The sequence below is a fragment of the Glycomyces sambucus genome, from assembly GCF_900102815.1.
Lineage (GTDB): Bacteria > Actinomycetota > Actinomycetes > Mycobacteriales > Micromonosporaceae > Glycomyces > Glycomyces sambucus.
Map to the genome: position 1 here is coordinate 501,345 of NZ_FNGF01000002.1, position 20,067 is coordinate 521,411.

The 20,067-nt window shown below is 72.0% G+C and carries 19 protein-coding genes; 8 read left to right on the forward strand and 11 right to left on the reverse strand.

All coding sequences use genetic code 11. The annotated features are described in order from the left end of the window. Positions 1 to 15: 15 nt before the first annotated feature. Positions 16 to 483, forward strand: a complete 468-nt coding sequence (locus BLS99_RS07485; RefSeq protein WP_091046209.1) for an SRPBCC family protein — start codon at positions 16 to 18, stop codon at positions 481 to 483. A 1-nt stretch (position 484) separates the two neighbouring features. Here the strand turns inward: BLS99_RS07485 and BLS99_RS07490 are convergent, their stop codons facing one another. From BLS99_RS07490 to BLS99_RS07515, 6 genes are all read right to left on the reverse strand, one after another. Further along, positions 485 to 1,162 (reverse strand): haloacid dehalogenase type II, encoded by a 678-nt coding sequence (locus BLS99_RS07490; RefSeq protein ID WP_091046212.1) that lies wholly within the window; start codon positions 1,160 to 1,162, stop codon positions 485 to 487. Positions 1,163 to 1,175: 13 nt separating this feature from the next. Next, the gene (locus tag BLS99_RS07495; protein ID WP_091046215.1) at positions 1,176 to 2,648 is read right to left on the reverse strand and encodes a hypothetical protein; all 1,473 of its coding nucleotides are present in this window, start codon (positions 2,646 to 2,648) and stop codon (positions 1,176 to 1,178) included. Positions 2,649 to 2,833: 185 nt separating this feature from the next. Next, positions 2,834 to 3,904 (reverse strand): LacI family DNA-binding transcriptional regulator, encoded by a 1,071-nt coding sequence (locus BLS99_RS07500; RefSeq protein WP_091046219.1) that lies wholly within the window; start codon positions 3,902 to 3,904, stop codon positions 2,834 to 2,836. Positions 3,905 to 4,064: 160 nt separating this feature from the next. Beyond that, positions 4,065 to 5,369 carry an ABC transporter substrate-binding protein gene (locus BLS99_RS07505; RefSeq protein WP_091046223.1) on the reverse strand — a complete coding sequence of 435 codons (1,305 nt, stop codon included), beginning with the start codon at positions 5,367 to 5,369 and terminating at the stop codon, positions 4,065 to 4,067. A gap of 108 nt (positions 5,370 to 5,477) precedes the next feature. After that, on the reverse strand, positions 5,478 to 7,169 hold the full coding sequence (locus BLS99_RS07510; protein WP_176953246.1) for a DUF2264 domain-containing protein: 1,692 nt from the start codon (positions 7,167 to 7,169) through the stop codon (positions 5,478 to 5,480). Positions 7,170 to 7,222: 53 nt separating this feature from the next. Further along, positions 7,223 to 9,061, reverse strand: coding sequence for a rhamnogalacturonan lyase family protein (locus tag BLS99_RS07515; protein ID WP_143034714.1), 1,839 nt, complete (start codon positions 9,059 to 9,061; stop codon positions 7,223 to 7,225). 178 nt (positions 9,062 to 9,239) lie between these two features. Between BLS99_RS07515 and BLS99_RS07520 the strand changes: the two genes are divergently transcribed. The 6 genes from BLS99_RS07520 (at position 9,240) to BLS99_RS07545 (ending at position 14,854) form a co-directional block, all read left to right on the forward strand. After that, on the forward strand, positions 9,240 to 12,014 hold the full coding sequence (locus tag BLS99_RS07520; RefSeq protein WP_091046229.1) for an exo-rhamnogalacturonan lyase family protein: 2,775 nt from the start codon (positions 9,240 to 9,242) through the stop codon (positions 12,012 to 12,014). 149 nt (positions 12,015 to 12,163) lie between these two features. Beyond that, entirely contained in the window at positions 12,164 to 12,526 is a 363-nt protein-coding gene (locus BLS99_RS07525; RefSeq protein ID WP_091046233.1) for a DUF2089 domain-containing protein, read from the forward strand. Then, positions 12,523 to 12,783, forward strand: a complete 261-nt coding sequence (locus tag BLS99_RS07530) for a hypothetical protein (RefSeq protein WP_091046235.1) — start codon at positions 12,523 to 12,525, stop codon at positions 12,781 to 12,783. Before BLS99_RS07525 ends, BLS99_RS07530 begins: the two co-directional genes overlap by 4 nt. Before the next feature lie 17 nt (positions 12,784 to 12,800). Next, positions 12,801 to 13,223, forward strand: a complete 423-nt coding sequence (locus tag BLS99_RS07535) for an SHOCT-like domain-containing protein (RefSeq protein WP_091046238.1) — start codon at positions 12,801 to 12,803, stop codon at positions 13,221 to 13,223. A 57-nt stretch (positions 13,224 to 13,280) separates the two neighbouring features. Next, a complete protein-coding gene (locus tag BLS99_RS07540; protein ID WP_091047807.1) occupies positions 13,281 to 14,096 on the forward strand; it encodes an ABC transporter ATP-binding protein in 816 nt (271 codons plus the stop codon). Next, positions 14,093 to 14,854, forward strand: coding sequence for an ABC transporter permease (locus BLS99_RS07545; protein WP_091046243.1), 762 nt, complete (start codon positions 14,093 to 14,095; stop codon positions 14,852 to 14,854). The genes BLS99_RS07540 and BLS99_RS07545 overlap by 4 nt, the downstream gene beginning before the upstream one ends. A gap of 50 nt (positions 14,855 to 14,904) precedes the next feature. On the opposite strand, the gene BLS99_RS07550 is transcribed toward BLS99_RS07545, so the two are convergent. Together BLS99_RS07550 and BLS99_RS07555 are read right to left on the reverse strand one after the other, a co-directional pair. Beyond that, positions 14,905 to 15,462, reverse strand: a complete 558-nt coding sequence (locus tag BLS99_RS07550) for a dihydrofolate reductase family protein (protein ID WP_091046245.1) — start codon at positions 15,460 to 15,462, stop codon at positions 14,905 to 14,907. An 88-nt stretch (positions 15,463 to 15,550) separates the two neighbouring features. Then, the gene (locus tag BLS99_RS07555; RefSeq protein WP_091046248.1) at positions 15,551 to 16,492 is read right to left on the reverse strand and encodes an SDR family oxidoreductase; all 942 of its coding nucleotides are present in this window, start codon (positions 16,490 to 16,492) and stop codon (positions 15,551 to 15,553) included. Between the two features lie 185 nt (positions 16,493 to 16,677). Between BLS99_RS07555 and BLS99_RS07560 the strand changes: the two genes are divergently transcribed. Next, positions 16,678 to 17,529 carry a helix-turn-helix transcriptional regulator gene (locus BLS99_RS07560; protein ID WP_091046252.1) on the forward strand — a complete coding sequence of 284 codons (852 nt, stop codon included), beginning with the start codon at positions 16,678 to 16,680 and terminating at the stop codon, positions 17,527 to 17,529. A gap of 34 nt (positions 17,530 to 17,563) precedes the next feature. On the opposite strand, the gene BLS99_RS07565 is transcribed toward BLS99_RS07560, so the two are convergent. The 3 genes from BLS99_RS07565 to BLS99_RS07575 all read right to left on the reverse strand — a co-directional run bounded on the left by BLS99_RS07565 (position 17,564) and on the right by BLS99_RS07575 (position 20,046). Next, positions 17,564 to 18,445 carry a phosphotransferase enzyme family protein gene (locus tag BLS99_RS07565; RefSeq protein WP_091046256.1) on the reverse strand — a complete coding sequence of 294 codons (882 nt, stop codon included), beginning with the start codon at positions 18,443 to 18,445 and terminating at the stop codon, positions 17,564 to 17,566. Between the two features lie 77 nt (positions 18,446 to 18,522). Beyond that, positions 18,523 to 19,134: a dihydrofolate reductase family protein gene (locus tag BLS99_RS07570; RefSeq protein WP_091046260.1), complete on the reverse strand. Its 612-nt coding sequence runs from the start codon at positions 19,132 to 19,134 to the stop codon at positions 18,523 to 18,525. 72 nt (positions 19,135 to 19,206) lie between these two features. Then, the gene (locus BLS99_RS07575; protein ID WP_091046263.1) at positions 19,207 to 20,046 is read right to left on the reverse strand and encodes a helix-turn-helix domain-containing protein; all 840 of its coding nucleotides are present in this window, start codon (positions 20,044 to 20,046) and stop codon (positions 19,207 to 19,209) included. Positions 20,047 to 20,067: the final 21 nt, after the last annotated feature.

Sequence of the window (20,067 nt, forward strand, 5' to 3'; positions counted from 1 at the left end):
GAAGGAGGATGTGCCTTGAGCACCATCACCGAATCAGTCGACGTCGGAGTCCCGGTCTCCACGGCGTACAACCAGTGGACCCAGTTCGAGACCTTCCCGCAGTTCATGGAGGGCGTCGACGAGATCCAGCAGATCGGCGAGACGCTGACGCACTGGCGCACGAGCATCGGCGGGATCTCCCGCGAGTTCGACGCCGCCATCACCGAGCAGCACCCGGACGAGCGCGTGGCCTGGACCTCGATCTCGGGCCCGACGCACGCCGGGGTGGTCACGTTCCACCGCCTGGACGACCTCACCACCCGGGTCACGGCGCAGATGGACATCGACCCCGACGGCTTCGTCGAGACGGCGGCCGACAAGCTCGGCGTCCTCGACCGCCGCGTCAAGGGCGACATGCAGCGGTTCAAGGACTTCATCGAGAGCCGCGGCGACGAGACCGGCGGCTGGCGGGGCGACGTGGAGCCGCCCGGCCTCCCCGTCTGACCTATGCCGCTTCGAGGGCCTCGGCGAGTTCGCCGAGGCTCTCGGCGTGCAGGTCGAAGGTGTCGGTCTCCTTCGGAGGGTCGCCGACCGGGCGGCGCACGTAGGCGGTCCGCATCCCGATCGCCTGCGCCCCGCGCAGGTCCCACGCGTGCGCGGCGACCATGAGCAGCCGCTCGGGCGGGACGCCGACGGCCTCGACGGCGAGCCGGTAGACCTCGGGCGCGGGCTTGTAGGTCCGCGCGTCCGCGGCCGAGAGCGCCTGGTGCCAGCGCAGTCCGGCGCCGGCGGTGAGGTGGAGCAGCGCCGCCCGGTTGGCGTTGGAGAGCGCGAGGACGGGGTGGCGGCGGGCGATGCGCTCCAGTCCGGCCGCGGAGTCCTCCCAGGCGGGGTGGCGGCGGCCGGCGCCGGCGAGGCGGTCGAGGACGGCGGGGTCGGTGATCCCGGCGTGCGCGGCGACCGCTTCGGCGGCTTCGCGGTCGAGGGCGTCGGCGGTGGCGAAGGGGCGGTCGCCGGTGACGACGCGGTCCTGCTCGCGTTCGATGTGCCGCTGCCACAGGGCGAGCAGCGCGCCCGTGTCGGCGCCGGGCGCGGCTTCGCGCAGGGCCGCGGTGAGGCCGCGGGGTTCGTCGACCATGGTGCCGAGGACGTCGAAGACGACGGCGTCGATCTGCAGGGTCATGTCTGCTCCTGTCTCAGGGTGCGTCGGTCTCAGTGCGGGTCGATGGTGCCACGCGCCGCTCGGCGTCGCGGCGCGGGACGAGGGCGAGGACGACGGCGCCGAGGAGGGCCGCGATGACGGGCATGAGGAACCAGTTCCCGAAGCGGTCGTAGATGGTGCCGACGGGGCCGGTCGGGACCTCGGCGACCACGAAGCGCTCGTCCTCGGCGAGGACGGTGCCGCTGGCGTCGCTGACGGTCATGAGGCCCATCTGGCCGGCGCGCACGAGGGAGAAGCCCTGCTCGACGCCGCGGGTGACGGCGACGCGGGAGTGCCACCAGCCGTCCACCCCGAAGTCGAGGGCCGGGGCGAGGACGAGGCCGAAGTCCTCGTCGCCGTACTCGGCCATGGTGGCGGCGTGGTCGAGGTCCTTGCAGACGGTCATGGACCAGCCGCCGCCGACGCCGGGGATGGAGGCGGGGCCGGTGTCGGAGGCGGTCATCCAGTCCTCCAGGCCGGGGACGAGGTGCTGCTTGAAGTAGGTGGCGGGCTGGTGGCCGTTGGAGGGGATCCAGACGGCGGCGTTGTAGGTGTCGCCGCCCACGTCGAGGGCGAGGCCGAGCACGAGGTCGATGCGGGCGCGCACGGCGAGGTCGGACCAGCGGTCGAGGTAGGGGCCGGTCTCCTCGGCGGTGACGTGGAAGATCTTCTCGGAGAGGACGAGCACGTCGAGGTCGTTGCGGGCGCCGATGTTCTCGATGTGCCTGGTGTAGTCGGCGAAGAGTTCTTCGCCCTCCTCGGTGTCGATGCGGAGGGAGTCGGCGTGGGCGGGCAGGGCGAGGGCCCCGGCGCGGATGGTCGGGCCCTGGTCGGCGGGGCGGGCGACGCCCCAGACGAGGGCGGCGGCGAGGCAGGCCGCGGCGACGCCGGCGATGCCGAGGCCGCGGCGCGGTTCGGACCCGGGGGCGAGGATGGTGGCGGCCGCGGTGGGGAGGGCGGTGAGCAGGTACGTGATGCCCCAGACGCCGGTGACGGAGGCGAGCTGGAGGATCGCGGTCTGCCCGGCCTGGGTGTAGGCGAGGCTCCACCATTCGCCGCCCGCGTCGGCGTTGATCAGGGAGCCGGCGTATTCGACGGCGACCACGCCCGCGGGGAAGGCGAAGAACGCGGTCCAGTGGCGGCCGCGGCGGATGAGGAGGCGGTACAGGAGCGTGGCGGCGGTGTAGAGGCCGGTGAGGACGGCGGCGGAGGCGATGACGAACGCCGGGGGCGTCTCCAGGGAGTCGGCGAGGTAGGCCCAGATGCGGGCGGTGCCGCCGAGCCAGGCCGCCTCGGCGGTGAGGAGCGCGGCCCAGAAGCCGAGGCGCGGGACGGCGGTGAGCATGGGGATCGGGGCGAGCCACATGAGCCACCACACGGGGTCGAGCCAGAAGCCGAGACCGAGCAGGGCGGCGGTCCCGAAGGCGCCGAACAGGATCCAAGGGAGGGGTCGAGGCGCGGATGCCATTGGGGAGCCTTTCCGGGGTGTCGGGGCGGCGTTCGCCGGACCCGCCGGGGCGGGTCCGGGCGTTCAAGGGGTTCCGCGGGCGCACCTTACGCAATCGTGTTCAGGCCGTGTTCACCCGGGGCCCCGAAGGGGACCTGTCCTGCGGGGACGGGTGCCAGGGGCGGCCCGGTGCGTCCGGACCGGCGCTAGGGGGCGACGACGGGGCGGACGGAGCCGCGCAGGACGAGGTGGGCGCCGAGGACGGTGTGCGGGGGCGGGCCGCCGTTGCGGGCGTGCTCCAGCGCGAGGCGCACCGAGGTGCGGCCCAGCTCCTCGTGGGGCTGGTAGACCGTGGTGAGGTCGATGTCGGCGGCGGGCGGGAGGTCGTCGAAGCCGATGAGGGAGACGTCGCCGGGGATCGAGAGGCCGCGTTCGAGGAGGGCCTGGCGGGCGCCGGCGGCGATCTGGTCGTTGGCGGCGAAGGCCGCGGTGAAGTCGGGCGGCCCGGCGGCGAGGCGGGTCTGCATCATCCGGTAGCCCTCGAAGCGCTCGAAGGTCCCGTCGGCCTCCAGGCCGGGGTCGTGCGCGACCCCGTGGGCGGCGAGGGCGGCCCGGTAGCCGGCGATGCGGGCGTCGGGCGTGGTGTAGCCGGGGCGGCGGCCGAGGAAGAGGATCCGCTTGTGGCCGTTGGAGAGCAGGTGGCTGGTGGCGGCGAAGGCGCCGCCGGTGTTGTCGTACTCGACGACGACGGCGGGCGCGTCGGACCCCAGGGGCGGGCGCCCGCACAGGACCAGGCGGGAGCCGATGGAGGCGAGCGCGTGGGCGTAGCGGCTCATGCGGGCCCGGTACTCGTCGTCGGCGTTGACGTTGCCGACGAGGATGACGGCTTCGGGGTGCTGCTCGCGCATGAACTGGACCATGGCGAGTTCGCGTTCGGCGTCGCCGCCGGTGGTGCCGATCTGGCACAGGCGCCCGTCCTCGGCGGCCTGGGTCTGGACGCCCTGGGCCACATGGGCGTAGTGCGGAGAGATCACCGAGTTGACGATGATGGCGATGCTCTTGCGGGTGGTGCCCTGGAGGGCGCGGGCGTGGTGGTTGGCGACGTAGTCGAGTTCCTCGACGGCCTTCATGACCTTGGCGCGGGTGGCGGGGGCGGCGGGGTAGGTGCCCGAGAGGATGCGCGAGACCGTCGCGACCGACACCCCGGCGCGTTCGGCGACCTCGCGGATGGTGGTGCTGCGCTTGCCGTCGCCGGTGCTGCCGCCTTTGCGCGCCAAGTGGGTCCGCCCTCGCTTCAGTGTGCTGCAGAGTGTTTCAGAGTTTCCGGAAACGGTTTCTGTAACAATGATCGCTCGCGCGGCGGGCGCGTGTCAAGGCCGTGCGGAAGCACGCCCGGGCGGAGGCGACCCCTCAGACGCCCCCGCCCGGGCGCGGTCGTCACTGCTCGCTGGCGAACAGGGTCTCGGCCTCGGTGAAGAACAGGTCGGCGGCGTCCTCGGGGGTCATGGTCGCGTACTGGACCTGCTGGTAGATCTCGGTGAACTTCGCCTCGACGGCGCCGGCGGCGGCGGGCGGGACGACCGGGGCGCCCGCGAGGTGCCCCTCCACGGTCGCCTCGTAGTCGATGACGGCCTGCGACGCCTCGTCGAGCTCGACGTTGTCGAGGGCGGTCCTGGTGGCGGGGATGCCGCGGTTGGTGCCGAGGATCTTCGCGGCCTCGGGGTCGCCGAGGAGGAATTCGATGAGCTTGGCGGCGGCCTCGGGCTGCTCGGTGTCGGCGCCCACGACGTACTGCATCGCGGGGCGCAGGTGGAGCGCGAGATTGGCGGGGTCGGCGCTGGGCGGGGCGATGATGCCGAGGGAGCCGCCGCCCTCGGTGACGGTGGACCAGTAGCCGTTGACGGCGGTGTCCCAGCGCATCTCGGTGGCGATGGTGCCCGCGGCGACGCCGGGGGCGTTCTCGGCGGCGGCCTCCTCCGGGGAGGGGACGGACCCGTCTGCCTGGAGCGGCGCGGCGATGGTCCACCACTGGACGAGCTGCTCCTTGGTGAAGTTCAGGCTCGCGGCGTCGTCGGAGTAGAAGCTGTCGCCCTGCTGGCGCAGCCACAGCTCGGCGAGGAGGTAGGACCCGGTCCAGTCGCTGCCGCCCCAGCGGCCGTCGCCGAGGGCGGCGGTGAGGGTGCGGATCAGCTCGGCGTAGTCGTCCCACGAGTACCCGGCCTCGGGGACGGCGATGCCGTGCTCCTCGAACCAGTCGGGCCGGTAGATGAGGCCGAAGACGTTGGTGCCCACGGGGACGGCGATGAGCTGCCCGTCGAGCTTGGCGGTGTCGAGCACGCCCTCGCGGAAGTCGGAGGTGTCCACGACGCCGTCGAGGGGCAGGAGCATGCCGGTGCCGCCGAACTGGCGCAGCCGCGGGTAGTCCATCTGGAAGACGTCGGGGAGGTCGCGCGAGGCCATGCGGCCGGTCAGACTCTCCCAGTAGGCGGGGTAGTCGGCGAAGTTGGCGGTGACCTTGATGCCCTCGTTCTGCTCCATGAAGAGGTCGACGGCCTGCTTGGTGATGTCGGCCCGCGCCTCGTCGCCCCACCATTCGAAGCTGATCTCGATCGGGTCGTCGGCGGTCCCGGCGGGCCCGTCGCCGTCGCCGCAGGCGGCGGTGGCGGCCAGGGCCGCGGTGGCGGTGGCGCCGGTGAGCAGGGTGCGGCGGCGGATCGGGCGGCTCACGTCGTTGTGGTGCATGGCTGAACTCCTCTGCGAGGGGATGGGGTCGTGACGAAGGGTTAAATCGTTTTAACTTGGGATGCGGTCACCTTAGATCGCGCTTTCCAACGCTGTCAAGCGGGTCGGTCACTCCCTTCCCGCGTAGAACCGGGCCCGGTAGACGTGGCGGCCGGGTCCGATCTCACCGGTGAGGACCGGCAGGACCGTCGCGGGCCAGTACATGTGGGTGCCGGGCATGGGCCAGACGAGTCCGGCCTCCCGGTTCCCGCCGTCGTCCAGGGCCTCGCTGCGGACCCCGCGCGAGACGACGGCGGCGCGGTCGTTGGCGACGGCCGCCTCGTTCCCGTCGCGGGGCACGCACCAGCCGCCCTCCCCCGTGCGCAGCGGCCGGGCGGTCTCGATGACGTGGGTGCGGGTGTGCCAGCCGTCCTCGAACGCCTGGAGCTCGGAGGTGACGGTGACGTCCTCCCAAGGGCGCCAGACGGTCGTGAGGACCCCGCTCCAGTCGATGTCGCAGGAGGCGCCCTCCTCGCGGCCGCGCCAGTGGACGCCGTCCTCGGAGAGCACGAGCGTGCCGTCCGGTGCGGCGGCCTCCAGGCCCGGCCCGTCGACGGAGTGCGAGAACCCGGCGAGCGAGGAGTACGCGAGGCGCGCGTAGGTGTCCTTGCCGCCGCGCATCTTCGCGCGCCAGGACTGGCCGTTGAGGCGGGTGACGTTGCCGCCCGCGTCCCGCACGTGGACGGCCTTCGCGGCCGGGTCGGCCGCGGTCCCGGGCGCGGCGGGAGCGGGCTCGGCGGTCCAGAAGGGGTGGTCGGCGCTGGCGAGCAGCCCGGTGAAGACCTTCGCGGCCCACCAGGGGGACCCGGCGGTCAGGTACTGCTCGGCGACGGCGTCGTTGGGGTAGCCGTAGCCGACCGTGAGGCGGTGGTCGGGGGTGAGGATCGGCTTGTCCCACCACCATCCGAGGAGGCGGCGGCTGAACCCGGCGGCCTCGGCCCACGGCACGGCCTCCACGTCGGCGGCGGCCAGCGCGCCCCACAGGGAGCCCTGCGCGAAGCGGTAGCCCATGCTGCGCCCGTAGGGGACGGCCGCGCCGTCGGCGCCGAACCAGGACCGGAAGGTGCGGGCGAAGTCGGCGGCGGGTGCCACGAAGCGGTCGTCGCCGCACAGGCGGTAGTGCAGGAGCGCGTAGGTGTGGAAGGCGAAGGGGTTGTAGTAGTCCACGCGGCCTTGGGGCCCGTCCTTGAAGACGCCGCCGCCGAGGTGGAACTCGCCGATCCGGTCGAGGTGGGCGGCGGCGACCGAGGGGTCGCGGTGGGCGCCGACCGCGTCGAGGCCGTGGCCGACGAACACCGGGAAGTAGTGCCAGTTGTTGTCGACCACTCCGGTCTTGTACGCCTGGGAGAGCCAGGCGATGGCGTCGTCCTTCGCCTTGGGCGCGAGGCGGTCCCAGAGCTTGTCGGGGACGGTGGCGAGGGCCCAGCCGACGGCGGCGGCCTCGACGCAGCGCTGGTCGGCGTGGCCGAAGTCGCCGGCGTACCAGTCGTCGGCGGGGTCGAGGGCGCGGGCGAGGGTGGCGGCGAGGGCGTCCCAGAGGTCGTCGGGGACGGCCTCGGCGGCCGCGGCCAGGCCCCACAGCGGGCGGGTGAGCAGTTCGAACCAGTTCTCGGTGTGGGAGTGGTTCGACATGGTCACCGGCATCGCGTCCGGTCCTTGGGCGGCGAGGGCGGTCGCGGGGCGCCCGAGGGCGATCGCGGCGTCCTGCCAGCCGGTGCGGGTCTGGTCGAGCGGGCCGAAGGCCCGCAGTGGAGTGGTCACAGCGGTTCGATCCATGGGGTCGGGCGGGGCCGCCGGGGCGGCCCCGCGGTGCGTCAGTAGGTGATCGGCGGCGCGGGCGGGGTGGCCATGCCCGAGCCGAGGAAGTAGTCGGTGTGGTGGGACTGCATGTAGCCCTTGGTGGTCATGCAGTTGCGGTAGAGCGGGTTGTGCGCGAGCGTGTAGAGGCGGGTGCTGGTGGGCTTGTCGGTGGTGAAGACGATGAGCTGGTCGTAGGCGGCGTTGGTGTAGACGGCCTCTTCGCGCCAGTCGCCGAGGAGGTCGCCGACGAGGGTGGGTCCGCCTTGGGCGGCCTTGGCGGCGCCGTAGGCGGTGACGGTCTCGATGCGCGGGAGGCTGCTCGTGGTGCTGGGGTTGAGCGGGTCCCATTCTTCGAGTTTGCCGTCGTTGAGCAGTTCCGTGAGGAGGTCGCCGTCCCACCACAGGCCGAGCTGGGGCCAGGGGCGCAGTGAGGTGTTCGGTTCGGTGAGGCGGTTCTGGGCGGCGTTGTAGAGGCCGTCGAAGGACCAGACCTCCATGCCGGGGTACCGGGGGTCGACGTCGCCGGCCATGCCGCGGCCGACGTCGGCGGTGCCGGAGAGGACGTGCTGCCAGATCATCTGGCCGCTGGCGGCGTCGTAGTAGTACTCGCGCAGGCCGGAGCCGTTGGACTGCTGGACGCCGTAGCCCTCCAGGCCGGGGTTGGACGGGTCGATGTCGGCGATGTGGAACCGGTCGCCGTGGACGATCCCCTGGCCGGCGAGGGAGTAGCGGAGGGTGCCGTCGCCGTTGAGGACGAACCCGATGTGGGCGACCTCGTCGGTGCCGTCGCCGTCGACGTCGGCGATGCGGATGTTGTGGCCGTCGGGGGCGTCGGTGCTCCCCCGCAGCCATTTCCACTGCTGGGTGAGGTTCTGGCCGCTCCAGGTCCAGGCGGAGATCATCATGTTGAAGTCGCCGTTGGACTTGCGGTTCTTCATGGAGGCGACGAGGTAGGGGCGGGTGCCGTCGAGGTAGCCGACGCCGAACTGCATGGCGAGGGGTCCGTCGGCGAGGTAGTCCTGGGGGACGGCGGCGTAGTTGCGCAGGGCCCCGGTGCGGCCGTCGAGGACGCCGACCCACTGCCGGTCGTCGTCGGCGTGGGTCCAGACCTGGCCGTCGCCGAAGGTGACGCCGTCGGCGAACTTGAGGGCGACCTCGGCGTAGCCGTCGGCGTTGAAGTCCTGGACGGTGACGCCGTCCCAGTGGCCCACGTCGATGGTGGCGGAGCCGGGTTCGATGTTGTCCTGGTTGGTGCTGTTGGGGCCGAGGTTCACCGACCACAGGAACCGGCCGGTGCTCGTGTACGCCTCGATGGACTGGGGCGAGGTCTGGCGGTCGACGACGTAGTCGAACTCGCCGTCGCCGTCGAGGTCGCCGGTCCAGGTGAACTTGACGGGGCCGCCGGAGCGCAGGGGGATGCGGACGGCGGGTTCGTCGGCGTGGTCGGCGGTGAGGGTGAACGCGGTGCTGGGGGCCTGCTCGGTCCCGTTGAGGACGGGGGCGACCCGGTAGGCGTTGGCCTGGGAGAGGTTGGCGCCGGTGTCGGTGTAGTTGGTGCCGCCGGTGAGGGCCGAGCCGTTGAGCTTGGTCCACGCGCCGCCGTTGGCGGAGCGGTAGACGTTGAAGGCGGTGCCGCTCGGGTCGAGGCCGAGGAGGCGCCAGCTGACGAGCACGCTGGATCCGTTGCGGACGGCGACGACGCCGCGGCCGAGGTCCTCCATGGGGCGCACGGCCTGCTGGGCCTCGACGGGCTCCTCGGCGTGGGTGACGGGTGCGCCCATGGCGTAGGCCGCGGCGGCGGCCGAGAGGGCCACCGCCGCTCCGGTGACTGAGAGACGCTTAAACGTTTTCATGATCGCTCCAAGTATGCCGGTGGAATGGGCTCGCCGCCAGGCCCCGTCGCCGACGTGGATCTCGGCTCCATGGGGCTCACCCTCGATCGCTTGACGATACATCGACGCGTGACTATATTGAACCCCCTGAGTTAAAACGATTTACATCAGTACCCCTCCCACTCCCCCTGGAGGCACCATGCCGAGCCCTTCACCCGCTCCCGAACCGCAGGCCCGCACCGGGTTCAGCCGCCGGGGCGTCCTCGCCACGACCGCGGGGGTCGCCGCCGCGGCCGCGCTCTTCGAGGCCGCGCCAGCCCGCGCCCAGACCGGCCCGTCGACCGACGCCGGGCCCGACTCGGTCGAGCTCAAGTGGCTCGAAGGCGCGCCCGCGGTCTCCCCCGGCTCCACCTGGGGCGTCCCCTGGGGACCGGGCCGCTTCGGTGCGGAGCAGACCTTCAAGCTCACCGGGGCCGACGGCGCCGCCGTCCCGGTCCAGACCTGGCCCCTCGCCTACTGGCCCGACGGCTCCCTGAAGTGGACGGCCCACGCGGTCGGCCCGGCCGCCACCCACGAGTCGTTCACCCTGGAGGCCGGCACCCCCGCGGGGCCCGCGTTCGCCCTGTCGGTCACCGAGTCCCGGAACCACATCGACGTCTCGACCGGCGTCGTCAAGGTGCGGATCGGCAAGTCCGGCACCGACCTGGTCAAGCACGTCAAGCGCGGCGACCGCACCATCGCCTCGGACGGGCGCCTGGTCAACATCACCCAGACCGAGGCCCCCGACCCCGAGACCGGCTCGGTCACCCGCGACCGCTACGAGAGCGAGATCGACGAGGTCGCCGTCGAGCAGGACGGCCCGGTGCGCGCGGTCGTGCGCATCGACGGCACCCACCGCCGGACCCGCGGGCGGGGCCGCTCCTGGCTGCCGTTCACGGTGCGCCTGTACTTCTACGCGGGCGGCGAGTCGTTCCGCATGGTGCACACCTTCGTCTACGACTCCGACGGCGACGACGCCTTCATCGCCGGGCTCGGCGTGCGCTTCAAGGTGCCGCTCACCGACGCGATGTACGACCGGCACGTGCGGTTCGTCGGCGAGGGCCACGGCCAGCTCACCGAGGCCGTCAAGGGCGTCACCGGGATGCGCCGCGACCCCGGCGAGGCGGTTCGGAACGCCCAGATCGCCGGGACCGCGCTCCCCGACCCGTCCACCTGGGACCAGCGCGTGACCTCGCGGCTCCAGTGGATCCCCGACTGGGGCGACTACTCGCTCACCCAGCTCACCTCCGAGGGGTACGCGGTCAAGAAGCGCACCAAGGAGGGCCACGGCTGGGTGCCCGTCGACCAGGGGCGCCGCGCCTCCGGCCTCGGGTACGTCGGCGGCGTCTCGGGCGGGTTCGCGTTCGGCATGAAGGACTTCTGGCAGCGCCACCCCTCGGGGCTCGACATCAGGGGCGCGCACACCGACGAGGCGACGGTGACCGTCTGGATGTGGTCGCCCGAGGCGCAGCCGATGGACAACCGGTTCTACCACGACGGCCTCGGCCAGGACACGTACGCGAAGCAGCTCGACGCCCTGGAGATCACCTACGAGGACTGGGAGGCCGGCTTCGACACGCCCTACGGGGTCGCCCGCACCTCCGAGCTCCTGTTCTGGGCCGTCGAGGCCACGCCCACGGCCGAGCGGCTGGGCGCCATGGCCGACGCGGTGCGCGCCAACCCGCAGGTGGTGGCCCCGCCCGAGCACCTGAGCGCCGCCGGGGCCTTCGGCGGGCTCGTCGGCCCGGTCGACCGCGGGCATCCGTTCCGCGAGGCCACCGAGGACCTGCTCGACGCGAACTTCGCGTACTACCGCAACGCGCAGGACCAGCGGCACTGGTACGGGTTCTGGGACTACGGCGACGTCATGCACTCCCAGGACGGCGACCGCAGGGTGTGGCGCTACGACGTGGGCGGCTACGCGTGGGACAACTCCGAGTTCTCCACCGACCAGTGGCTGTGGCAGTACTACCTGCACACCGGCTCGGCCGAGTCGTTCCGCTTCGCGGAGGCCATGACCCGCAAGACGACCGAGGTGAACACGTACCACATCGGGGACTGGGCGGGCCTGGGCACGCGGCACGGCGTCATGCACTGGGGCGACTCGTCCAAGCAGGTGCGGATCGCGAACGCGAACTACTGGCGGTACTTCTACTACCTGACCGCCGACGAGCGGGTGGGCGGCATCCTGCGGTTCCTCCACGACTCGGAGAAGACCGCGCTGGTCCTCGACACCGGCCGCAAGATCCGCGACCCCGAGGCCGACCCGTGGGACCCCGACCCGAACGCGGTCGACATCGGCTTCGGCACGAGCTGGGCGGCCCTGGCCGCGGCGTGGCTGACCGAGTGGGAGCGGCGCGGGCCGGACTGGGAGTTCTGCCGCGACAAGGTCCTCGGCACGATGGAGACGATCGCGGCGCAGCCCAACGGGTTCGCGCAGGGCAGCGCGCTGTACGACACGGCGACGGGCCGGTACGCGATCGCCGAGACGCCGGTGGTCGAGCGGTCGAACCTCTCCAGCGGCTTCGGGCGCTTCGAGATCGTGGCCGAGCTGCTCCAGCAGGTCGACATGCCGGCGTTCGAGGCCGACTGGCTCCGCTACAGCCGCTTCTACACCGCGACCCGGGCCGAGCAGGAGGCCGAGTACGGGGCCCGCTTCGGCGACCTGTTCCTGTGGGCGTTCTGCCGGGGCAACGCCCAGGTGTACGCCCGCACCGGGGACGAGGCCCAGGCCCGCCACGCCTGGAAGGTCTTCCGCACCCAGGCCGAGTACTGGAAGGGCGACTCCGAGACCTGGCCCGCGTTCGAGCGGGTCGAGACGACCCTGAACCCGACCGACTGGTGGCCCCGCATGGCGACCAACGACGCCGCCCAGTGGGGCATGGCCGCCATCCAGAACCTCCACCTGATCGGCGACTTCGTACCCGACGAGTAGCAAGCAGGAATCACGACAAACCGCCTGTAACAGGGCGGTTTTTTCGTGCCCTTGAACTCGAAATCAAGAAAATTAAGAATCTGAAGTTGACTTCTTAAGATTCTGAAGCTACAAATGAAGGACGAACATCGTCGAGGGAGAGGGCCGGGATGGACTGGCAGGAGCTGACGGATCTGACGCGCGGGCAGTCCTTCAAGGTCGAGCGGGTCCGGCTCACCGAGAGCGGGATCGCGGTCGAAGGGGAGTTCGAGCCGCCGCAGCTCGCGCAGCTCAGCGCCGACGACCAGGTGTTCGTCGCCGCGTTCGTCCGGTCCCACGGCTCGATCAAGGAGATGGAGCGGATCTTCGGGGTCAGCTACCCGACGGTCAAGGCCCGCCTCAACCGCATCGCCGGACATCTCGACTTCGTCGACACCGACCCCGCCCCGACCGGTGCCGACGTCATCGAACGGCTGCGCCAAGGGGACATCAGCGTCGAAGAGGCGCTCGCAGAACTCGAGAGGTCCCGATGATCCCCCAGCTGGTGACGGCGCGCTGGCGCCGCAAGGACGGCCGCACCGGGCGGCTGTTCCTCCCCGTGGTCCCGATCGTGATCGTCCTGTCGCCGCTCCTGGTGCTCGCCGTGATCGGCGGGATCATCGCCTGCCTCATGTTCGACATGCCGCCCTTCAGGACACTCGCCGGCGTCGGGCGCCTCTTCTGGGCGCTGCCGGGCGCCCGCTTCGACATCGAGCAGGGCCGCACCGCCGTGTCCGTCTCGATCAGATGAAAAGGAAACCAGGAACCGTGAACGAACAGCGACGCCAGATCCTCCAGATGCTGGCAGACGGCAAGATCACCGCCGACGAGGCCGAGCGCCTGCTCACCGCCGTCGAGACCGTCGAGGAGCCCGACCCGGCCGCGCCGACCCGCGGCAAGGGCCGCCCGAAGTACCTGCGGCTCATCGTCGACGCGAACGACGAGCACAGCGGCGAGACCAAGGTGAACATCCGCGTCCCGCTCAAGCTCCTGCGCGCCGGGATGCGCCTGGCGGTCTTCGTGCCGCCGCAGGCGCTGGAGCGCGCCAACCAGGAGCTCGTCAAGCAGGGCGTCCCGATCGACCTGACCGAGATCAAGCCCAACCAGCTCGAAGACCTCGTCGACGCGCTGGACGACCTCACCCTGGACGTGGACCAGACCGACACCAAGGTCCGCATCTTCTGCGAGTAGGCCGTGCTCGACCTGGGCCTGCTGCTCACCCTCTACCCGCCACCGAAGCGAGGTGCCATGAACACCACTGTGCCGCCGGCCATCCGGATCAAGGGCATCGAGAAGTCCTACAAGGACCTGCACGTCCTCAAGGGGGTCGACTTCGACGTCGCCCGCGGCAGCGTCTTCGCGCTGCTCGGGTCCAACGGCGCCGGGAAGACCACCCTCGTACGCATCCTGTCCACCCTGCTCAAGCCCGACGCGGGCACCGCCGAGGTCGACGGCTTCGACATCGGCGCCGACCCGGGGCGGGTCCGCGAGTCCATCAGCCTGACCGGGCAGTTCGCCGCGGTGGACGAGATCCTCACCGGCCGCGAGAACCTGGTCATGATCGCCAGGCTCCGGCAGGTGAAGGAGCCCAAGGCGGTCGCGAACGGGCTGCTGGCGCGGTTCGGCCTCGCCGACGCCGGCGGGCGCCGCGTCGCGACCTACTCCGGCGGCATGCGCCGCCGCCTCGACATCGCGATGAGCCTCATCGGCGAGCCGTCGGTGATCTTCCTCGACGAGCCCACCACGGGCCTCGACCCGGAGGCGCGCATCGAGGTGTGGAACATCGTCAAGGGCCTCGCCGACGCGGGGACCACGGTCCTGCTCACCACCCAGTACCTCGACGAGGCCGAGAAGCTCGCCGACCGCATCGCGATCCTCCACCAGGGCCGCATCATCGTCGACGGCACGCTCGCGGAGCTGCGGACCCTGCTGCCCGCGGCCACCGTGGAGTACGTCGAGCGCCAGCCGACCCTCGAAGAGGTCTTCCTCTCCCTGGTCGGCGACCGGTCACCCGCCGCGGACCAGGCCGCGGAGAAGGACGCGGACAAGGAGGGGACGCGATGAGCTCCCATGTCCTCAGCGACGCGAACGTCATGCTCGGGCGCTCGATGCGCCACGTCACCCGCAGCATGGACACGATCATCACCGTCACGATCACGCCGATCGCGATGATGCTGCTGTTCGTGTACGTGCTCGGCGGCGCCATCAACGCGGGCACCGACGACTACGTGGACTACCTGACGCCGGGCATCCTGCTCATCTCGATCGCCAGCGGCATCGCGTACACGGCGTACCGGCTCTACGGCGACCTCCAGAGCGGCATCTTCGAGCGCTTCCACTCGATGCCGATCGCCCGCTCATCGGTGCTGTGGGGGCACGTGCTGACCTCGCTGGTGTCGAACATGATCTCGGTGGCCATCATCGTGCTGGTCGCCCTGCTCATGGGCTTCCGGACCTCGGCGGGCGTGGGCGCGTGGCTGGCGGTGGCCGGCATCCTCCTGCTGTTCACGCTGGCGTTGTCGTGGCTCGCGGTGATCGCGGGGCTGGCGGCCTCCTCCCCCGACGGGGCCTCCGCGTTCTCCTACCCGCTCATCTTCCTGCCGTTCATCAGCTCGGCGTTCGTGCCGACCGAGACGATGCCCGCGCCGGTGGAGTGGTTCGCCCAGAACCAGCCGGTGACGTCGATCGTGAACTCGATCCGCTCGCTCTTCGCCGAGCAGCCGGTCGGGGACGACATCTGGGTCGCCCTGGCGTGGCTCGTGGGCATCCTGATCGTCGCGTACGTCTTCGCGATGGTCGTCTACCGCAAGAAGATCGCTTGATTCCGCAAGGGAAACCAGCGCGGGCCGGCCCATGAGGGCCGGCCCGCCTCCTAGCGCTTGGGTTCGAACCGCACCGACACCGCGCCGGAGGCGAACTCCTTGCGGCCCACCGGCACGAGGTCGAGGTAGTGCGAGAGCCCGGCGAACGGCGTCGGGCCGTGGCCGGCGATCCGGGGGTGGACGACGAACTCGTACTCGTCGATGAGCCTCAGCTCCGCCAGCGCGAGCGGCAGGGTCACGCCGCCGGTGTACACGCCCTTCTCCGACTTCTCCTTGATGGCGCGGACGGCGTCGCCGAGGTCGCCGCGCACGAGTTCGGCGTTCCAGTCGACGCTGTCGAGGGTGCTGGAGACGACGTACTTGGGCGCGGCGTCGATGGCCTTCGCGAACGGGACCGTCCACCCCTCCATGCCCTCGCGGGGCTCGCCGCCGGGCGGGAGCCGCCACGCGCCTTCCATCATCTGGTAGACGACCCGCCCGAACAGGAGGGTGTCGGCGCGTCCGATGATGTCGGCGGAGTACTGGTGGAGTTCGGGGTCGGTCATGCCCGCGTTGTGGTCGACGCAGCCGTCGAGGGTGATGTTGATGGAGTACCTGAGAGGTGCCATCACCGGAGCGTACCGCCGGGGTCCGACATCGGCCGGGACTCCGCCGATGAACCCGGCGATGAACCCGGCGGTGCTTCCGGCGCGCGGCTCAGGCGGCGAACACGGTCTCGGTGAGGCGTTCGGAGACCTCCCAGACGCGCGCGGCCTCGTCGGCGCTGCGCAGCGGCGCGTACATGGCCTGCTCGGCGGGCGGGCCGCCGAGGTTGCCGGGTCCCTTGGGGCCGTAGAGCACCCCGGGCTCGGCGGCCGGGTCGGTGGCGGCCATGAGGGCCGGGAGCTTCGCGGAGTCGACGGTGCCCAGGAGGATGCCGCGCGAGGACAGCGCCCGGATCACGCGCACGCCCGCGGTGTCGGTGCTGCGGCCGAGTTCGGGCCGGGCCGCGAGGAGGCTCGTGGGCGCCACGCCGGGATGCGAGAGGTTGCTGGTGATCCCCCACCCGGCGGCGCTGCTGCGGCGCTGGAGTTCGAGGCCGAAGAGGCCGAACGCGATCTTCGACTGCGAGTAGGCGCGCCCGCCGTCGTAGTGCCGCTCCCAGTTCAGGTCGTCCCAGTTGATGCGCCCGCGGCGGGCGGCGACGCTGACCTGTGAGGTCACGCGGGCGCGCCCCGCGCGCAGCAGCGGCAGGAGGCGGCCGGCGAGGGCGAAGTGCCCGAGGTGGTTGGTGCCGAACTGGAGCTCGAAGCCGTCGGCGGTCGTCTGCCGCTCCGGCGGTGTCATCACGCCCGCGTTGTTGACGAGCAGGTGGATCGGGCGGCCCTCGGCGAGGAGGGTGTCGCCGAGCGCGGCGACCGAGGCGAGGGAGGAGAGGTCGAGGCCGCGCAGCGAGACGTTCGCGCCGGGCACGCGCTCGCGGATCGCGGCGACGGCGGCCTCGCCCTTGGCGGGGTTGCGCACGGGCATCACGACCTCGGCGCCGGCCGCGGCCAGGCGCTCGGCGATGCCGAGTCCCATGCCGTCGCTGGCGCCGGTGACGACGGCGAGCCTCCCGGTGAGGTCGGGGACGGTGATGTCGATCGGGCGGCGTGCCATGGCGGTGCTCCTCGGGTTCGGGTACGCCTTGAAGGTATGGCCTGCGCGGGCCCGTATCCAGGACTCGCCGATCCCCGGCTCGCGGCCCCGCCCCGTGCACGCGTGAGGGTGGGATCGGCGATCCGTGGCTGCGGCCGGGCGGGCGCGGTAGAAACGGAGGCAGCACCGAGAGAAGAGGGCGTACCGTGATCGACCGCTCCGGCCTGGCCGGGTTCCTGCGACGGCGCCGCGAGGCGCTGCAACCGGAGGACGTCGGCCTCCCGCGCGGCCCCCGCCGCCGCACCAGCGGCCTGCGCCGCGAGGAGGTCGCGGCCCTGTGCCACATGTCGACCGACTACTACTCCCGCCTCGAACGCGAGCGCGGCCCGCAGCCGTCGGGCCAGATGCTCGCCTCGATCGCGCAGGGCCTGCACCTGTCCCTGGACGAGCGCGACCACCTGTTCCGCCTCGCCGGCCACAACCCGCCCGCGCGCGGCGGCGCGGGCGAGCACATCAGCCCCGGCCTGCTCCGCGTCCTCGACCGGCTGGGCGACACGCCCGCCGAGATCGTCACCGAGGTCGGCGAGACGCTGCGCCAGAACGCGCTCGGCGTCGCCCTGAACGGCGACACGACGAAGTACACCGGGCCCTCCCGCAGCCTCGGCTACCGCTGGTTCACCGACCCCGCGACCCGCGCCCGCTACGCGCCGAGCGAGCACGCCTTCATGACCCGCATGTACGCCTCGGGCCTGCGCGAGCTGGTGACCCTGCGCGGCCCGCGGTCCCGGCCCGCGCAGCTGTGCGACCTGCTCCTGGCCGAGAGCGAGGAGTTCAGGCGCGCCTGGGACGAGCACGAGATCGGGATCAGGCCGCGCGACACCAAGCACTTCGTCCACCCCGAGGTCGGCGCCCTGGAGCTGGAGTGCCAGCGCCTGGTCGACCCCGGCCAGTCCCACGCGCTCATGGTCTACACCGCGACCCCCGGCAGCGAGAGCCACGAGAAGCTGTACCTGCTCTCGGTCATCGGCGCCCAGCAGCTCGGCACGCCGCCGCGGTAGCGCGGCGGCCCGGCCGGTGGGGCCGGGCTGGAGGTCAGCCGCCGAGGGCCAGCCGCGCGTGTTCGAGTCCCTGCTCGTTCCCGTCGCGGTCGGCGATGCCGGTGAGGTCGTCGGCCGCGATGCGCCGCGCGAAGTAGTCGGCCTGCACGGCCCACCGGAAGCGCAGCAGCGTCGGCAGGCCGCGCTCGGCCTCGCCGCGGGTGAGCACGCCTTCGGCGAGGTAGGCGTCGATGAGCGGGCCGGCGTTGGCGGGGCCGCCGAAGTACATGGCCGCCGAGGCGAGGTCGTACAGGTAGGGGCCGCGCATGGAGGTGGACCAGTCGATGAGCCCGCAGACACCGGTGCCGGGGTCGAGCCGGAACGCTTCGGGCGCGGGGTCGGTGTGGAGGGGTCCCCAGGTCAGCGTGGCGGGGTCGAGGCTATCGAGGGTGCCGAGCGCGGCGGTGACGGCGGGGCGGATCCAGTCGCGCACGTCGAGGTGCGGCGCCGCCGGGTCGACCCAGTGGAAGGTGTCGGCGGAGGGGAGGTCGGCGGCGCCGAGGACCGCGTGGGCGCGGGCGAGGGTGGTGCCGATGACGCGCTGCTCGGCGGGGCCGCCGGTGGTGATCCCCTCGCCCGGGACCCAGGCGAGGAGTGCGAGCAGGAGGCCGTCCACTTCGACGGCGAGGCGGCCGTCGCGGCTGGGTTCGGGGGCGCCGGTCGGCAGGTCGGGCCGGTCGAGGAATGCCGCGGTGGCGAGGCCGCCGGTGAAGTCGAGGATCGCGTCCGGGTCGACGGCCTTGGCGACCCGCCGGCGCGAGTCGGCGGTGACGAACCAGGTCCCGGAGTTCATGCCGCCGTGGTGCGGCTCGATCCGGGCATGACCGATCCCCCAGTGCTCGCCGAGGCTGGTGCGCAGTCGGTCCTCATCGATCATGCGCCGCAGTCAACCACCGGACCGGCGGCCCCGCAACGGCTTATCGCGCCGCTCGGGCCGCCGGTCCCGCGGCTGCGCTAGGGGCGCATCCGGAACCGCAGGTGGAGCACGCCTTCGCCTTGGACGACGACGTGGGGTTCGCCGAGGCGGTGCATGCCGCCGATGCTGCCGAAGTAGCGCTTGCCCGAGCCGAAGACCACCGGGACTACGTCGATCGCGACCTCGTCCACGAGTCCGGCGGCGAGGATCTGCGCGCCGACCTCCCCGGCGGCCACGCTCACGATCCGGTCCCCCGCGAGTTCCCGGGCCTTGGCGACCGCCGCGATGGGGTCGTCCACGAAGTGGTAGGACGCCTCCGGGTGCCAGCCTTCGGGTTTGGGCCGGTGGGAGACGACCACGACGTGGTCCCCGGTGGGCGGGTGCCCGTCCCAGCCGTTCATGAGGTCGAAGAAGTGGCGGCCCATGACGATCACGCCGATCGAGTTCCACAGCGGCCGCACGTACTCGGCGGAGGTCTTGGAGAGCCGGAACCCGCCGGCGCCCTCGGAGTGGTCGTAGTCGGGGTCGTCGGTCTCGGTGAGGGGCGTGTCCCCGTTGAAGTACCAGTCGTGGAGCGGCCCGACGCCGTCCTCGTCGTCGGCGATGAAGCCGTCCACCGACATCACGTTGTGCATGATCACTGCGCCCACGGTTCGCTCCTCGCTGCTCGTATCCGTGCGGACCGAAGGTAGCGGGCGCGGGACGGCGGGTCTTGTAGGAAATTAACCGGCGGGCATCGGCCCGGCGTCGGGCGGGAAGTCCGGCTCGGCGGGCAGCCGGCGGCGCAGGTCCAGGAACTCGGAGGGGGTGCGGCCGGTGAACGCCTTGAACTCCTTGCCGAAGTGGGCCTGGTCGAAGTACCCGGCGCGGTGCGCGAGCGCCGACCAGTCGACGGGGCGCCGCGCGTCGACCGAGAGGATCAGCCGCGAGAACCGGTAGATCCGGGCCACGCGCTTGGGGGTGACGCCGACATGGAACCGGAACTGGTCGATCAGGTGCTTCCCGCTCACGCCCGTGGCCTCGGCGAGGGCGGCGATCGGGACCGCGCCGTGGACGGCCTCCAGGTGGCGTGCGGCGTATCTGACCAGGCCGAGACTGCGTGTGGGTGCGGCGAGGCGCGCGAGCAGTTCCTCCTCAAGAGCTTGCAGTGCCGTTGCGGCACAGTCGGTCTCGCCTACCCGGTTGCGGATGGTGTCGACGGACCGTTGCCAGAGGTCGTCGACCGGCGCCCAGCGGTCGCGCAGTTCGCTCGCGGGCGCGCCGATGAACGGCGAGAGGCCCCAGGGCTTGAAGTGGACGCCGACCACCCGCACCGCGGACGGGTACTCGACGGTGAAACGCCTGGTCCACACGCCCATGAACCAGCCGTCGGCCATCGCCTCGGGCGCCGTCGCGGGGTCGGAGTCGCGCAGCACGACGGGATCGCCGAGGTTGAGGAACAGGTGGCCCGAGGGCATCGGCGGCACGTCCATGCGCCGGTGGCGCGGGGTGCCGGTCAGGCAGTACAGGTCGTCGATGTACCGGTCGAGCGGCGGCCCCGGCACTCTGGCGACGTATTCCATCGCCCCAGTCTCGCCCCAGGG

Bases quoted from the DNA above. Each gene is read 5' to 3' on its own strand.
- BLS99_RS07490 (WP_091046212.1), bottom strand. From the start codon at position 1,162: ATGACCCTGCAGATCGACGCCGTCGTCTTCGACGTCCTCGGCACCATG.
- BLS99_RS07495 (WP_091046215.1), bottom strand. From the start codon at position 2,648: ATGGCATCCGCGCCTCGACCCCTCCCTTGGATCCTGTTCGGCGCCTTC.
- BLS99_RS07505 (WP_091046223.1), bottom strand. From the start codon at position 5,369: ATGCACCACAACGACGTGAGCCGCCCGATCCGCCGCCGCACCCTGCTC.
- BLS99_RS07515 (WP_143034714.1), bottom strand. From the start codon at position 9,061: ATGAAAACGTTTAAGCGTCTCTCAGTCACCGGAGCGGCGGTGGCCCTC.
- BLS99_RS07520 (WP_091046229.1), top strand. From the start codon at position 9,240: ATGCCGAGCCCTTCACCCGCTCCCGAACCGCAGGCCCGCACCGGGTTC.
- BLS99_RS07525 (WP_091046233.1), top strand. From the start codon at position 12,164: ATGGACTGGCAGGAGCTGACGGATCTGACGCGCGGGCAGTCCTTCAAG.
- BLS99_RS07530 (WP_091046235.1), top strand. From the start codon at position 12,523: ATGATCCCCCAGCTGGTGACGGCGCGCTGGCGCCGCAAGGACGGCCGC.
- BLS99_RS07540 (WP_091047807.1), top strand. From the start codon at position 13,281: ATGAACACCACTGTGCCGCCGGCCATCCGGATCAAGGGCATCGAGAAG.
- BLS99_RS07545 (WP_091046243.1), top strand. From the start codon at position 14,093: ATGAGCTCCCATGTCCTCAGCGACGCGAACGTCATGCTCGGGCGCTCG.
- BLS99_RS07550 (WP_091046245.1), bottom strand. From the start codon at position 15,462: ATGGCACCTCTCAGGTACTCCATCAACATCACCCTCGACGGCTGCGTC.
- BLS99_RS07555 (WP_091046248.1), bottom strand. From the start codon at position 16,492: ATGGCACGCCGCCCGATCGACATCACCGTCCCCGACCTCACCGGGAGG.
- BLS99_RS07565 (WP_091046256.1), bottom strand. From the start codon at position 18,445: ATGATCGATGAGGACCGACTGCGCACCAGCCTCGGCGAGCACTGGGGG.
- BLS99_RS07575 (WP_091046263.1), bottom strand. From the start codon at position 20,046: ATGGAATACGTCGCCAGAGTGCCGGGGCCGCCGCTCGACCGGTACATC.